Source organism: Pseudomonas sp. MBLB4123, assembly GCF_051904775.1.
Taxonomy (GTDB): Bacteria; Pseudomonadota; Gammaproteobacteria; order Pseudomonadales; family Pseudomonadaceae; genus Aquipseudomonas; species Aquipseudomonas benzenivorans_B.
Window position 1 is genome coordinate 4,245,418 of the sequence record NZ_CP196711.1, and the last position, 14,245, is coordinate 4,259,662.

Genomic DNA, 14,245 nt, shown 5'->3' on the forward strand with positions numbered 1-14,245 from the left:
GATGCTGTGCATTGTTTCCGCGGGTGGCGATGCGGGACAATGGCGTCCAGTGCGGTGGCGTCGTCGATATCCGGCGGCGCGGGTGGAATTATCTTGCTGTGGAGACGGCCATGAGCCAAACCCTGCGTGTCGTGATGGCCCAGTTGAACGTGCGCGTCGGCGACGTGCACGGCAACGTCGAGCGGATCATCGAGGCGGCCTGTGGCGCCCGCGATCAGTGGCAGGCCGATGTTATCGTGTTTCCCGAGCTGGCCCTGTGCGGCTACCCGCCGGAGGACCTGCTGCTGCGTTCGAGCATGCAGCTGCGCATCGAGCAGGCGCTGCAGCGCCTGCAGGACCAGGTGCACGGTATCTATCTGGTGGTCGGCTACCCCTGGCTGGAGGATGAGCTGCGTTACAACGCCTGTGCGGTGATCGCCGACGGCCAGTTGCTGGCCAGCTATTACAAGCAGAAGTTGCCCAACTACCGGGTGTTCGACGAGAAGCGCTACTTCGAGCCCGGCCATCAGCCCTGCGTGGTGGACATCAAGGGTGTGCCGGTGGCGCTGAGCATCTGCGAGGACATATGGTTCGCCGAGCCCATGGCCCAGGCGCGGGTAGCGGGGGCGCAGCTGATGCTGAGCCTGAACGCCTCGCCCTTCCATTTGGACAAGCAGCGCGAGCGCGAGGAAGTGCTGGCCGAGCGGGCCCGCGAAGGGGCGATGCCGATCGTCTACGTCAACCAGGTCGGCGGCCAGGACGAGCTGGTGTTCGACGGCGGCAGCTGCGTGGTCGATGCCGGCGGCGCGGTGTGCCAGCGGGTCGGCGCCTTCGACGAGGGCCTGTATCCGGTCGACCTGCGGCTCGGCGATGACGGCGTCGTCCCGCGTCTGGCCACCTGCGCGCCGCTGCCGGAGCTGGAGGCCAGTGTCTACCAGGCCCTGGTCATGGGCGTGCGCGACTATGTGCGCAAGAACGGTTTCAAGGGCGTGGTGCTGGGCCTGTCCGGCGGCATCGACTCGGCCCTGACCCTGGCGGTGGCGGTGGATGCCCTGGGCGCCCAGCATGTCGAGGCGGTGATGATGCCCTACCGCTACACCGCGCAGATCAGCCTGGAGGACGCCGAGGCCGAGGCCGAGGCGCTGGGCGTGACCTACCGGGTGCTGCCGATCGCGCCCATGGTCGAGTCCTTCATGGCCACCCTGGCGCCGGTGTTCGAGGGCCTGGGCCGCGACACCACCGAGGAGAACCTGCAGGCCCGCTGCCGCGGCACCCTGCTGATGGCCATCTCCAACAAGAAGGGCTACCTGGTGCTGACCACCGGCAACAAGAGCGAGATGGCGGTCGGTTACGCGACCCTGTACGGCGACATGGCCGGCGGTTTCGACGTGCTCAAGGATGTGCCCAAGACCCTGGTGTTCCGCCTGTGCGAGTACCGCAATACCCTGGGTGCGGTGATCCCGCAGCGGGTCATCGACCGGCCGCCGTCGGCCGAACTGGCGCCGGACCAGAAGGACGAGGATTCCCTGCCGCCCTACCCGGTGCTCGACGAGATCCTCAAGCTGTATATCGAGCACGACCTGTCGGCCAACGCCATCATCGCCGAGGGGTTCGACGAGGACACGGTGCGCCGGGTGCTGCGCCTGGTCGACCTGAACGAGTACAAGCGGCGCCAGGCGGCGGTCGGGGTGCGGGTGACCCAGCGCGGTTTCGGTCGCGACCGGCGTTATCCGATCACCTCGGGCTGGCGCATCGGCGACTGAGGGGGGCGAACAGCACCCATGAAAAAGGGAGGCCAGAGGCCTCCCTTTTTCGTTGCGGCTCGGCGCCGTCAGTCGAACAGGCCGAAGGTCAGGTAGCTGAACCAGGAGCGTCCCTTTTCCGCCTCGGCCGCTTCCTGTTGCGGCGACTTGAGTTCGTCGGGGATCTGCTGCTCGGCGTCTTCGTACTGGCGGATCACGTCCTGGCTGGCGCGGGTCTCGCCCGGCGGCAGCGGGGTGTCGCTCTCGATCAGGCCCAGGGTGGCCTTGGCCAGCCAGGAGCGGCTGTCGGCCTCTTCCTCGCGCGGCACGAACTGGCCGTCGACCAGGCTCGGGTGGTCCGGGTAGTTGAGCTTGAGGGTCTCCAGGCTGGTGGCGGCCAGCTCGTCCAGGGTCAGGCGCTGGTAGGCCTCGGTCATCACCGCCAGGCCGTCGCCGACCGCCGGGGTTTCCTGGAAGTTCTCCACCACGTAGCGGCCGCGGTTGGCGGCGGCGACATAGGCCTGGCGGGTCAGGTAGTAGTGGGCGACGTGGATCTCGTAGGCGGCCAGCAGATTGCGCAGGTAGATCATGCGCTGCTTGGCGTCCGGCGCGTAGCGGCTGGTCGGGTAGCGGCTGGTGAGCTGGGCGAACTCGTTGTAGGAGTCGCGGGCGGCGCCCGGGTCGCGCTTGGTCATGTCCAGCGGCAGGAAGCGCGCCAGCAGGCCGCGGTCCTGGTCGAAGGCGGCCAGGCCCTTGAGGTAGTAGGCGTAGTCGACGTTCGGGTGCTGCGGGTGCAGGCGGATGAAGCGTTCGGCAGCGGAACGTGCCGCTTCCGGCTCGACGTTCTTGTAGTAGGCGTAGATCAGTTCCAGCTGCGCCTGTTCGGCGTAGCGGCCGAAGGGGTAGCGCGACTCCAGGGCCTTGAGCTTGCTGATGGCGCTGCTATAGCTGCGGCTGTCCAGGTCGGTCTGGGCCTGCTGGTACAGCTCGGTCTCGCTCAGATTTTCGTCGACCACCTCGTTGGAGGAGCAGGCGGCGGTGAGGGCGAGGATGGCGATCAGCAGCAGGTGTTTCACGTGCATGGCGGCTTGCGTCCCTGTGACGGCGGCTGTCTTGCGCAAAGCCGTCCTGTTATGATGAGCGCCCCCGGTAGCCCTGGGGCAAAGACGCCGTATTTAACCACAAGCGTGTAGCCGAAACCAAAGGCTGCACCCCCGCCGTTGCCGAGCATGTCTTCTATCAATAAGCAGGCCATTCATTTGACCGCCGAGGTGCCGTTCGATCTGGGCGGGCAACGCCTCGACCAGGTCGCCGCCCAACTGTTCGCCGAGCACTCGCGCTCGCGCCTGTCCGCCTGGATCAAGGAAGGCCGTCTGACCGTCGACGGCGCGGTGCTGCGGCCGCGCGACATCGTCCACGGCGGTGCGCAGCTGGTGCTGGATGCCGAGCAGGAGGCCCAGGGCGAGTGGGTCGCCCAGGACATCGAGCTGGACATCGTCTACGAGGACGACCAGCTGCTGGTGATCAACAAGCCCGCCGGCCTGGTGGTGCACCCGGCCGCCGGGCATGCCGACGGCACCCTGCTCAATGCCCTGCTGCACCACGTGCCGGATATCGTCAACGTGCCGCGCGCCGGCATCGTCCATCGCCTGGACAAGGACACCACCGGCCTGATGGTGGTGGCCAAGACCCTCCAGGCGCAGACCCAACTGGTCGACCAGCTGCAGAAGCGCACGGTCAGCCGCATCTACGAGTGCGTGGTGATCGGCGTGATCACCGCCGGTGGCAAGATCGCTGCGCCGATCGGCCGCAGCTCGGCGCAGCGCCAGCGCATGGCGGTGACCGACGGTGGCAAGCCGGCGGTCAGTCACTACCGGGTGCTGGAGCGCTTCCGCTCGCACACCCATGCCCGGGTCAAGCTGGAAACCGGGCGCACCCACCAGATCCGCGTGCACATGAGCCATATCGGCTATCCGCTGGTGGGCGACCCGGTCTACGCCGGACGCTTCCGCATCCCGCCGGCGGCCAGCCCGACCCTGGTGCAGAGTTTGAAGGAGTTTCCGCGCCAGGCCCTGCATGCGCGCTTCCTCGAGCTGGATCACCCGGTCACCGGCAAGCGTATGAAGTGGGAGTCGCCGTTGCCGGACGATCTGGTCTGGTTGCTGAGCCTGTTGCGTCAGGATCGCGAGGCCTTCATCGGGTGAGCGCCCGGGGCCATGACTGGCTGACCCCGGACTGGCCCGCGCCGGCACGGGTCAGGGCCTGTGTCACCACGCGCAGCGGCGGCGTCAGCCAGTCGCCTTTCGACAGCCTCAACCTCGGTGAGCACGTCGAGGACGATCCTGTTGCCGTCGCCGAGAACCGTCGGCGCCTGGTCGCGGAGCTCGGCTGCCGGCCGGCCTGGCTGCGCCAGGTGCACGGCATCGCCGTAGCCGCTGCCGACCCTGGGGCCCTGTCCGAGGCCGACGCCAGCTGGAGCGCGACGCCGAGCGTTGCCTGCACCGTGATGACCGCCGATTGCCTGCCCGCGCTGTTCTGCGATCGCGCCGGCAGCCGCGTGGCGGCGGCCCATGCCGGCTGGCGCGGCTTGGCGGCCGGGGTGCTGGAGGCGACCCTGGACGCCCTGGGTTGTGCGCCGGACGAGGTGCTGGTGTGGCTCGGCCCGGCCATCGGGCCGCAGAGCTTCGAGGTCGGCGCCGAGGTGCGCGCGGCCTTCGTCGCGGCCCACCCCCAGGCCGCGGTCGCCTTTGTGCCCAGTGCCAACGCCGGGCGCTTTCTCGCCGACATCTACCGGCTGGCGCGCATCCGCCTGGCGGCCCGCGGGGTGACCGCCGTCTACGGTGGCGGCCTGGACACCTACCGCGATCCATGCTTCTTCTCCTACCGCCGCGCCCCGCGTACCGGCCGCTTCGCCTCGCTGATCTGGCTGGCCGACTGATCCGGGTCAAGGCCGTGCGGCTTGAAAGTCGCACAATCGTCCTTATCTAGTCTTCATCTCGGCAGGCATTTTCTCCGGCCTCTTCGGCGTGCCGGCCTGCCCATCGAACAAAGGATGACGCCATGCGAATCGACCGTTTGACCAGCAAGTTGCAGCTCGCCCTGTCCGACGCCCAGTCCCTGGCCGTCGGCCTCGACCATGCGGCCATCGAGCCGCTGCACCTGATGCAGGCCCTGCTCGACCAGCAGGGCGGCTCGATCAGGCCGCTGCTGATGCAGGTGGGTTTCGACGTGGCCGGTCTGCGCAAGGCCCTGACCAAGGAGCTGGACCAGCTGGCCAAGATCCAGAACCCGACCGGGGATGTGAACCTGTCCCAGGACCTGGCGCGCCTGCTCAACCAGGCCGACCGCCTGTCCCAGCAGAAGGGCGACCAGTTCATCTCCAGCGAACTGGTGCTGCTCGCCGCCATGGACGAGAACACCAGGCTCGGCAAGCTGCTGCTCGGTCAGGGCGTGAGCAAGAAGGCATTGGAGAACGCCATCGCCAACCTGCGCGGCGGCGATGCGGTGAACGACCCCAATGCCGAGGAGGCGCGCCAGGCCCTGGACAAGTACTGCATCGACCTGACCAAGCGCGCCGAGGAGGGCAAGCTCGACCCGGTGATCGGCCGCGACGACGAGATCCGCCGCACCATCCAGGTGTTGCAGCGGCGTACCAAGAACAACCCGGTGCTGATCGGCGAGCCCGGGGTGGGCAAGACCGCCATCGCCGAGGGCCTGGCCCAGCGCATCGTCAACGGCGAGGTGCCCGACGGCCTCAGGGACAAGCGCCTGTTGGCCCTGGACATGGGCGCGCTGATCGCCGGGGCCAAATTCCGCGGCGAGTTCGAGGAGCGCCTCAAGGCGGTGCTCAACGAACTGGCCAAGCAGGAAGGGCGGATCATCCTGTTCATCGACGAGCTGCATACCATGGTCGGCGCCGGCAAGGCCGAGGGGGCCATGGATGCCGGCAACATGCTCAAGCCGTCCCTGGCCCGTGGCGAGCTGCACTGCGTCGGCGCCACCACCCTGGACGAGTACCGCCAGTACATCGAGAAGGACGCCGCCCTGGAGCGGCGCTTCCAGAAGGTGCTGGTGGACGAGCCCAGCGAGGAGGACACCATCGCCATCCTGCGCGGCCTCAAGGAGCGCTACGAGGTGCACCACAAGGTGGCCATCACCGACGGCGCGATCATCGCCGCCGCCAAGCTCAGCCACCGCTACATCACCGACCGCCAGCTGCCGGACAAGGCCATCGACCTGGTCGACGAGGCCGCCAGTCGCATCCGCATGGAGATCGACTCCAAGCCCGAGGTGCTCGACCGCCTGGAGCGCAGGATGATCCAGCTCAAGGTCGAGGCCCAGGCCCTGAAGAAGGAGGACGACGAGGCGGCGATCAAGCGTCTGGCCAAGCTCAACGAGGACATCGCCCGGTTGGAGCGCGAGTACGCCGACCTGGAGGATATCTGGAAGTCGGAGAAGGCCGAGGTGCAGGGTTCCGCGCAGATCCAGGAGAAGATCGAGCAGGCCCGTCAGGAACTCGAGGCGGCGCGGCGCAAGGGCGACCTCAATCGCATGGCGGAACTGCAATACGGCGTGATTCCGGACCTGGAGCGCAGCCTGCAGATGGTCGATCAGCACGGCAAGACCGAGAACCAACTGCTGCGCAGCAAGGTCACCGAGGAGGAGATCGCCGAGGTGGTGTCCAAGTGGACCGGCATCCCGGTGGCCAAGATGCTCGAGGGCGAGCGCGACAAGCTGCTGAAGATGGAGGGCCTGTTGCACCAGCGGGTGATCGGCCAGGACGAGGCGGTGGTCGCCGTGGCCAATGCGGTGCGTCGCTCCCGCGCCGGGCTGTCGGACCCGAACCGGCCCAGCGGCTCCTTCCTGTTCCTCGGTCCGACCGGGGTGGGCAAGACCGAGCTGTGCAAGGCCCTGGCCGAGTTCCTCTTCGATACCGAGGAGGCGCTGGTGCGCATCGATATGTCCGAGTTCATGGAGAAGCATTCGGTGGCGCGGCTGATCGGCGCGCCGCCCGGCTACGTCGGCTACGAAGAGGGCGGCTACCTGACCGAGGCGGTGCGCCGCAAGCCTTACTCGGTGGTGCTGCTGGACGAGGTGGAGAAGGCGCACCCGGATGTATTCAACATCCTCCTGCAGGTGCTCGAGGACGGCCGCCTGACCGACAGCCACGGACGCACCGTCGACTTCAAGAACTGCGTGCTGGTGATGACCTCCAACCTCGGTTCGGCGCAGATCCAGGAGCTGGTCGGCGACCGCGACGCGCAGCGGGCGGCGGTGATGGACGCGGTGGGCAGCCATTTCCGTCCGGAGTTCGTCAACCGCATCGACGAGGTGGTGGTGTTCGAGCCCCTGGCCCGCGAGCAGATCGCCGGCATTGCGCAGATCCAGCTGGGCCGCTTGCGTCAGCGGCTCGCCGAGCGCGAGCTGAGCCTGGAGCTCTCCGAGGAGGCCCTGGACAAGCTGATCGCCGTGGGCTACGACCCGGTATACGGTGCCCGCCCGCTGAAGCGCGCGATCCAGCGCTGGGTGGAGAACCCGCTGGCACAGCTGATTCTCTCCGGCCGGTTTGCGCCCGGCAGTAGCGTGAGTGCGAAGGTGGAGGGCGAGGAGATCGTCTTTGCCTGAACCGGCTGGCGCCTCCGCCGGAGGTGCGCGTCAGTGCGCTGCACCACAGTAGTGGTGCGGCGCCGTTAGGGGGGGGCGCCGCTCAGAGGTGTTGCAGCAGCAATGCCAGCGCCGCGGCCTGGTCTTCCGCCAGATCGATGATATGAAAACCGGCCCAGCAGTGCTGGCCGTCCGCCCCGGGGCGGCTCCATAGGCAGTCTGCGCCCAGGGTGATCTCGCCGACCCCTTCGATCTCCTGCTCGCTGACCAGGCGGCACTCCACCAGCACATCGGCCGTCTGTGGTGTGTCGCTGAACAGCATGAAGCCTTCGGCGGAGAGGTCCACCACGCGGCCGAGGCGCTGGCCGGAGTGCAGCTCGAAGACCTCCAGCTGCAGCTCGGTGCCGTGGCGGCTGTGCTGACGACGATCTTCCATGGGGGCTCCTTTAGTGGGACTCGCTTGCGCGCCCGGTAAAGCGCTGCAGTACGCGGTAGATGGCGGAGAGGGCGCGGTCGACCAGTGGCGTGTCGTGGGCCTCGGAGAGTATCCGCGCCAGCCCCTGTTCCATTTCGCGGGCCAGCAGGGCGCGTGGCTTGATCGCCGCGCGCTGGCCACTCTGGTCGACGAACATGTAGTTGTGCGTTGTCGGGCTGAACCAGGACAGCTTCAATACTCTGGCCTGTGCATCGGCGGTGAACTCGAACCAGGTGCCGAACTCGATGTGTGCCAGCTGATTGGCCAGTACCTGGGCGCGGGGCGACAGCTCCGCTCCTTGTGGGGCCAGGCGGGCGAGCTCGGCATCCTCGCCGAGCATGGCGCCGAGCGGGCTGTCCGGCAGTGTGGGAGGGAGCTGGGCGGCAACCTGCGGTTGCTTGGCCTGCACGGCATGCTGACAGGCGACCAGGTCCTTCAGCAGGCGGCGAATGCCCTCCTCGTGGTAGCTGCCCAGTTGTTGCAGGCCCTGGCGCAGGTCGCTCAGCAGGGGCACGCGCAGAGCCTGCAGGCGCTCGCGCCCGGCGGCGTCCAGTAGGGTGCCGCTCCAGGCCAGCTGCTCGGCTACCTCGCAGGCGCGCTGCCATTCGTCGCTCTGTTCGCCGTGGCGCAGGAGGGTGAATACCAGTACGTCGGCCCAGGTCAGCTCCAGGAAGTTGCGTATGATGCTCGGCGGCTCGCGCTCATGCAGGCTGCGGGCGATGATGTCGAGGGCCTGCTGGCGTGCGCCGAGTAACTTGTCGCGGCCCTTGGCGGCCTCCATCGCGCGGCGCTCGCGCAGGTCGACCTTGTGCTTGAGGGCCGCGACGAATGCGTCGAACTCCTCCAGCAGGCGCCCGAACAGCTGCAGGTCGCCGTCGAAGTCCTGGATGACCCGTTCGACCGCCCACTGCATTTTCGCCAGCAGGCCGCGCTCGTCGCCCTCGCCGCCATACAGCACGCCGGCCTGGGCCATGCTGTTGAGCAGGCGGCGGGCGGGGTGATGGTGCTGGGTGAACAGCGCCTTGTCTTGCACGGCGACCTTCAGGTAGGGCGTGTGCAGGTGAGAGAGGATGGTCTTGCAGCTGTCGGGCAGGTTTTCGTCGTCCAGGATGAAGTCGAACAGCATGCCGACCAGGTCGACGATATCGGCTTCCTGGTCCGCCAGCCTGTGTTGCCCGGGTTGGGGGCTGTGGGCCGCCAACTGCTGCTGCAGGTCGACCTTCAGGCCCTCGACTTTGAGCGGCTGGTGCAGGCGCTGCGCCAGCTCGTCGGCGGACTGGCGCTGCATGCGGTTCAGCGCCTCGAGCAGGTCGTTGGCGCTGTAGGTACGGCTGGCATCGCGTGGCGCGAAACTGGCGATGCTGCGGGTACCGCCGAGCAGGGGCGCGTCGATGTCGCGCCGGCGGCGCTCGCCGAGTAGTGCGCCGAGGCCGCTGAGCAGCAAGGCGGGGTCCGCGGGTGGCGGGCCGTCGAGGTCGGGAGGGGGGGGCAAGCCGGCCCCGCCCTGGTCGCCGGTTTCGTGCGCGGTGCCCGGGACGCCCTGATGGTCCGGGGCGGTCTTCGTCGTCGTTGGCGCCGCCGGCGCTCCGTTCGGCGCGTGCTGGCGCCCGGTGGCGTCATTGCGTTGCGCGCCGTATTTCAGATTGGGCAGCACGCCCGCGTCGATCAGTAGCTGGTTCAGTGCTGCATAGAGGCTGTCCAGGCTGTGCATGACATGCTGGTCGAACAGGCTGTAGAGGATCACCTTGATCCGCAGCGGGAAGGGGCAGGGCGCCAGGGCTTCGCGGAAGGCCTGGGCAATCATCAGCGGGCCGAAGGGGTTGGTGTCTTCGCCAAGCTTCTTGCCGCGGTTGAGCAGCGCCAGGCGTTGCTCGAGGCCGTACAGTACCTGGGCGCAGTTCGCCTTGACGCGACTGACCATGTTGCTGACCTGCAGGCTTTCCTCGTAGTCCTCGTTTTGCACCAGGGCCAACTGGTCGGCGTCGACCTCGGCAGCGCTGGCTGGCGGCTTGAGCTTGCCGTCGAGAAAGTCGGAGAAGTTGCGCGAAATTTTCTGGTGGTAGGCGCGCTCGATCTGCGGGCGCAGCTTGCGAATCTCGCGCATGCTGTCGAAGAACAGGGTTTGTACTCGATTGTTCTCGGCGTTCTCCGCGCAGCCGAACAGGGTGTCATCGACCTGGCCGAAGACGCCGGTCAGGTGTTCGGCCAGGCGATTCATCACCAGCTTCCGGCAATTCTGTCCCAGCTCACCGAAGCGTGGCTGAATGCCGCGGCTGGCGAGGGTCGGTGCTGGGGGCGGGGAGTCTGGCGGCGTGTCCTGGGTAGTCATGCATTTTCCTGGCAGAAGCCTTGCGGCTGGCGCGTCCCGCAACGAACAGAGTCCTAGAAGATATAGCAGCCCCTCTCTCACCTGCAAAGCATTGTCATAAAAGCACTTTAAAGGGTTGACAGGGCGTTCTGGAACCGTAAAATGGCGCGCCTCTGAAGCGGTAAACGATGGATGTCGCCAGCCGCGGCGGAGAGCCGAAGGTAATAGTTCCGCGATAGCTCAGTCGGTAGAGCAAATGACTGTTAATCATTGGGTCCCTGGTTCGAGTCCAGGTCGCGGAGCCAATCTTCAGCCGGGGTATAGCGCAGTCCGGTAGCGCGCCTGCTTTGGGAGCAGGATGTCGGGAGTTCGAATCCCCCTACCCCGACCATTTTTTGGGTCGTTAGCTCAGTTGGTAGAGCAGTTGGCTTTTAACCAATTGGTCGTAGGTTCGAATCCTACACGACCCACCACTTCCTCTTCGCATCACTCGGGCTCCAGGCCCAGGGCCGAAATGGCCCGGTCGAGACGCTCTCGCAGTCTCCGATCCATCTCCCTGCTGCACATCAGATAGCGTAACTGCCCCGGCGGAATGTCCGGCATGTTCAGTTGCGCCAGTCGCGCGTCGCGCAGGTCCGCCTCCGCCAGGATATAGGGTAGTTCCCGCTCGTCGACCAGGGTGTAGTCGATGCGCTCGGCCGCGAGCATGCGCACGCTCTGGGTGGGCGCGGCGGTGATATTGCTGCGGCTGGCACGGGCGAGCAGCCCATCCAGCTCACCATAGGAGAAGCCATCGATCAGCCCTAGACGCAGCGGACTGTTCAGCAGTGCGGCGAGGCTGGCATAGGCCTTGATCTGTTCGCTCAGGGTGGTGCGCGTCAGCACGACCATGGGGGCGTCGCGATGAATGGCTCGGGAGAACCAGGCATAGCGGCTGCGTTGCGCGGTCTTGAACCAGCCAACCGAGCAGGCCGGCTGGCGCTCCAGTTGAAACTCCATCTGAATGCGTTTGGCCGGACGCGCTTCGAAGCGCACCTCGATGCCGGCCTGGCTGAATATCGCGCGGGTGCGCTCCAGCAGGAAGCCGGTCGGCTCGCCCTGTTCGCTGTGATAGTAGGGCGGCTTCTCGATGTAGAAGACGGTGACGGGCTCCTTCGCTGCAGACAGCGCCGGAAGCAGTATCAGGCAGAGCCAGGAGAGGCTGCGCATGGGAAGGCCTCGCGGGTGAGTGTCCCATGCGCAGTATAGGTGAGGGGCTCAGTGCAGTTTCAGGCGTGGCTCGGTGCTGCGGCCGATGCGGTCGCTGAGCATCAGCAGCAGGGTGCGCAGCGGGCCGTACAGCGCCATCTGGTGCATGCGGTAGAGCGATACGTAGAACACCCTGGCCAGCCAGCCCTCGAGCATCACGCTGCCGGTCAGGTTGCCCATCAGGTTGCCGACCGCGGAGAAGCTCGCCAGCGAGATCAGCGAGCCGTAGTCGCGGTAGCGGTATTCCGGTAGGGGTTGACCGGCGATGCGCAGCTTCAGCGATCTGGCCAGCAGGGAGGCCTGCTGGTGGGCGGCCTGGGCGCGTGGCGGAACGTTGCGGCCTTCGTTGCCGGGTTGCGGGCAGGCGGCGCAATCGCCGAAGGCGAAGATGTTGTCGTCGCGGGTGGTCTGCAGGGTCGGGCGCACCTGCAGCTGGTTGATGCGGTTGCTCTCCAGGCCGTCCAGGTCTTTGAGAAAACCAGGGGCGCGGATGCCGGCGGCCCACACCTTGAAGCTGGCGGTGATGGTTTCGCCCTGGGCGGTATGCAGGGCGTCGTCGGTTACCTGGCTGACGGCGGCATTGGTGAGTACGGTCACCCCGAGTTTCTCCAGGGTGCGGTGCACGGGCTGGCCGATACGCTCCGGCAGCGCCGGCAGTACCCGCGGGCCGGCCTCGATCAGGGTGATGCGCATGTTCTCGGGGCGGATGCGGTCCAGGCCGTAGGCGGCCAGCTCGTGGGCGGCATGATGCAGTTCGGCGGCCAGCTCCACGCCAGTGGCGCCGGCGCCGACTATGGCCACGCTGATCTGCTCGGTCGTGTCGCCCTGGTTGGCGTGGGCGCGCAGGTAGTGGCTGAGCAGCTGGCGGTGGAAGCGTTCGGCCTGTTCGCGGGTGTCGAGGAACAGGCAGTGTTCGGCTGCGCCGGGGGTGCCGAAGTCGTTGGTGGTGCTGCCAACGGCGATCACCAGGCTGTCATAGCTCAGCTCGCGCTCGGGCATCAGCACCTCGCCGCGCTCGTCGATAGTAGCGGCCAGGGTGATGCGCCGGTCGGCGCGGTTCAGCCCGGTCATGCGTCCGAGCTGGAACTCGAAGTGGTTCCATTTCGCCTGGGCCACGTAGTTCAGCTCGTCCTCCGAGGAGTTGAGCGAGCCGGCCGCCACCTCGTGCAGCAGCGGTTTCCAGATATGCGTCAGGTTGGCGTCGACCAGGACGACTTTGGCCTGGCCGCGCTTGCCCAGGGTTCTACCCAGGCGGGTGGCAAGCTCCAGGCCGCCGGCGCCGCCGCCGACGATGACTATTCGATGGGACATGGAACACTCTCACAAGGCTTTGAAGAAAGCGGCGGGCGTCCGATTGGGCGAGCGCGAAGCAGCTCATAGCGCCAATCGACTCAGTAGACGGCTCAGCAGGCCCAGTCCGATGACCACGGCGAGGATGACCAGCAGCAGGCGCCAGACCCGGAAGGGGGGGCGCTGGACCCGATGCTGCGGAGCGCTCAGGTATTGGTCGACGCGTTGCTGGTCGTCGGGGCTCAGGCGGCTGGACATGGAAACCTCGATGGAGGCGGCGCGGAGTGCGCGGCGGTGTGCTTGTGGCCTGCAGGTGATGGCTATTCTAGCCGTGGCGGTTATAAGGGCTCAACGTGAAGGATGTCGTTCAGTCTAATAATGCCACCTTGCACGACCCGGGCGGTGATGCCGCCGTGGCCGCGTACGGCCTGAAAGGTCCCGGGACCCAGGCGTTCCTCCAGGCGAGCGCAGGGCTGGCACCAGCCGGTGGTTTCCAGGATGGCCTGGCCGAGGCGGAAGCGCCGGCCCTTGAGGCTGAACAGGTTGATGCCGCTGACGGCGATATTGCGGCGCAGCTCCTCGGCGCGCAGCGGCCGCTCGGCGGTTCGACCGATCAGCGCACCGATCACCGCCAGGTGCTCCCACTGAATCAGCGTCACCTGGCGCGCATTGCGCGGACCTGGGCGGCTGTGGTCGCCGGTTAGGCCGGCTTCGCGACGGGCCTCCACCGCTTCCAGTTCGAGCATGGCGCCGCGCGACTCGGGACGCACGCCGATCCAGCGCACCCGACCCTGCTGGGGCACGTTGGCGAGCAGGGACTGCAGCGGGCTCATAGGCTGATACCCACGTCGAACAGCACGCTGCGGCCCAGGTTGCCGCGCAGGAAATCCGGGGCGTCCGGATGGGCGAACAGCACGCGGGCGAAGGTCGGGCCCACCAGGGACAGTGAGCGCCAGCCTTGGCGCAGGTATTCGGTGGGGGGCGGGAAGTGGCTGTTGAAGTCCGGTACGGCACGCTTGAGGTTGACGTAGGCGAGCAAGTCCAGCTCGCCGAGGTCGAGGCCGCGTTCGCTGTAGTTGTGGGCCTTCTTGCGCAGCGTCGGGGCCAGACGTGCCTGCAGTTCCGCGGCGGGAATGCGCCGCGGCTTGGCCTCGCGGCGCACCAGTTGTTTCAGGGAGAAGGCGCTGCGCCGGCGCTCCAGTTCGGCGCGCCATTCGTCGTTCAGGCGCCGGCCTTCGTCCAGGACGAAGAACACCTCGAAGCTGGCCTCGCGAAACAGCACATCGGGTGGCTCCTGTTCCGCTGCGCTGAATTCCTCCAGGCGGTGGTCGATGTTCAGGGCTTGCAGCAGGCGCTGGCAGACCCAGCGCTCGCGCTCCCATTTGCGGGCATTGGAGAGGAAGGCATTGGCCTGTTCGGCCTGGTGCGTGAGCAGGCGCAGATAGTCGGAGTCATCCATAGCATCAGCTTAGCCCGCAGCTTGGGAGGCTTGGTACCCCCGGCCACAATAAGGCCTGGGGCGGCGGCTCTTCGGTCGGCTCCCGGTGTACTGGGCGAGTGCCAAGCCTGCTCCGCCGGGAAAGCGGGTTGCGTGGTGGC

At 67.1% G+C, this 14,245-nt stretch carries 12 protein-coding genes and 3 tRNA genes; 7 read left to right on the forward strand and 8 right to left on the reverse strand.

The window, feature by feature from the left end:
- Positions 1 to 110: 110 nt before the first annotated feature.
- Positions 111 to 1,742 (forward strand): NAD+ synthase, encoded by a 1,632-nt coding sequence (locus ACSX1C_RS19690; RefSeq protein WP_439887523.1) that lies wholly within the window; start codon positions 111 to 113, stop codon positions 1,740 to 1,742.
- Positions 1,743 to 1,810: 68 nt separating this feature from the next.
- Here ACSX1C_RS19690 and ACSX1C_RS19695 read toward each other — a convergent pair whose 3' ends face one another.
- Entirely contained in the window at positions 1,811 to 2,803 is a 993-nt protein-coding gene (locus tag ACSX1C_RS19695) for an outer membrane protein assembly factor BamD (RefSeq protein WP_318643468.1), read from the reverse strand.
- Positions 2,804 to 2,950: 147 nt separating this feature from the next.
- Here ACSX1C_RS19695 and rluD point away from each other — a divergent pair, with 147 nt between their 5' ends.
- The 3 genes from rluD (at position 2,951) to clpB (ending at position 7,346) form a co-directional block, all read left to right on the forward strand.
- Entirely contained in the window at positions 2,951 to 3,925 is a 975-nt protein-coding gene (rluD, locus tag ACSX1C_RS19700) for a 23S rRNA pseudouridine(1911/1915/1917) synthase RluD (RefSeq protein ID WP_439887524.1), read from the forward strand.
- Positions 3,922 to 4,659 carry a peptidoglycan editing factor PgeF gene (gene pgeF, locus ACSX1C_RS19705; protein WP_439887525.1) on the forward strand — a complete coding sequence of 246 codons (738 nt, stop codon included), beginning with the start codon at positions 3,922 to 3,924 and terminating at the stop codon, positions 4,657 to 4,659. Before rluD ends, pgeF begins: the two co-directional genes overlap by 4 nt.
- Before the next feature lie 122 nt (positions 4,660 to 4,781).
- Complete coding sequence (clpB, locus tag ACSX1C_RS19710) at positions 4,782 to 7,346, forward strand: ATP-dependent chaperone ClpB (RefSeq protein ID WP_439887526.1); 2,565 nt, start codon at positions 4,782 to 4,784, stop codon at positions 7,344 to 7,346.
- 82 nt (positions 7,347 to 7,428) lie between these two features.
- Here clpB and ACSX1C_RS19715 read toward each other — a convergent pair whose 3' ends face one another.
- A complete protein-coding gene (locus ACSX1C_RS19715) occupies positions 7,429 to 7,761 on the reverse strand; it encodes a PilZ domain-containing protein (protein ID WP_439887527.1) in 333 nt (110 codons plus the stop codon).
- A 10-nt stretch (positions 7,762 to 7,771) separates the two neighbouring features.
- Positions 7,772 to 10,129: a DUF1631 domain-containing protein gene (locus ACSX1C_RS19720; protein WP_439887528.1), complete on the reverse strand. Its 2,358-nt coding sequence runs from the start codon at positions 10,127 to 10,129 to the stop codon at positions 7,772 to 7,774.
- A gap of 208 nt (positions 10,130 to 10,337) precedes the next feature.
- Between ACSX1C_RS19720 and ACSX1C_RS19725 the strand changes: the two genes are divergently transcribed.
- The 3 genes from ACSX1C_RS19725 to ACSX1C_RS19735 all read left to right on the forward strand — a co-directional run bounded on the left by ACSX1C_RS19725 (position 10,338) and on the right by ACSX1C_RS19735 (position 10,581).
- Positions 10,338 to 10,413, forward strand: a tRNA-Asn gene (locus ACSX1C_RS19725).
- 9 nt (positions 10,414 to 10,422) lie between these two features.
- Positions 10,423 to 10,499, forward strand: a tRNA-Pro gene (locus tag ACSX1C_RS19730).
- Between the two features lie 6 nt (positions 10,500 to 10,505).
- Positions 10,506 to 10,581 (forward strand) — tRNA-Lys (locus ACSX1C_RS19735).
- Positions 10,582 to 10,594: 13 nt separating this feature from the next.
- Here the strand turns inward: ACSX1C_RS19735 and ACSX1C_RS19740 are convergent.
- The 5 genes from ACSX1C_RS19740 to ACSX1C_RS19760 all read right to left on the reverse strand — a co-directional run bounded on the left by ACSX1C_RS19740 (position 10,595) and on the right by ACSX1C_RS19760 (position 14,105).
- A complete protein-coding gene (locus ACSX1C_RS19740; protein ID WP_439887529.1) occupies positions 10,595 to 11,317 on the reverse strand; it encodes a substrate-binding periplasmic protein in 723 nt (240 codons plus the stop codon).
- A gap of 48 nt (positions 11,318 to 11,365) precedes the next feature.
- Positions 11,366 to 12,667, reverse strand: a complete 1,302-nt coding sequence (locus ACSX1C_RS19745) for an NAD(P)/FAD-dependent oxidoreductase (RefSeq protein ID WP_318643455.1) — start codon at positions 12,665 to 12,667, stop codon at positions 11,366 to 11,368.
- A 63-nt stretch (positions 12,668 to 12,730) separates the two neighbouring features.
- Positions 12,731 to 12,904, reverse strand: coding sequence for a DUF3094 family protein (locus tag ACSX1C_RS19750; protein ID WP_318643453.1), 174 nt, complete (start codon positions 12,902 to 12,904; stop codon positions 12,731 to 12,733).
- 80 nt (positions 12,905 to 12,984) lie between these two features.
- Positions 12,985 to 13,479 (reverse strand): MOSC domain-containing protein, encoded by a 495-nt coding sequence (locus ACSX1C_RS19755; protein WP_439887530.1) that lies wholly within the window; start codon positions 13,477 to 13,479, stop codon positions 12,985 to 12,987.
- Positions 13,476 to 14,105 carry a DUF1780 domain-containing protein gene (locus ACSX1C_RS19760; RefSeq protein WP_318643449.1) on the reverse strand — a complete coding sequence of 210 codons (630 nt, stop codon included), beginning with the start codon at positions 14,103 to 14,105 and terminating at the stop codon, positions 13,476 to 13,478. Before ACSX1C_RS19760 ends, ACSX1C_RS19755 begins: the two co-directional genes overlap by 4 nt.
- Between the last annotated feature and the right edge of the window lie 140 nt (positions 14,106 to 14,245).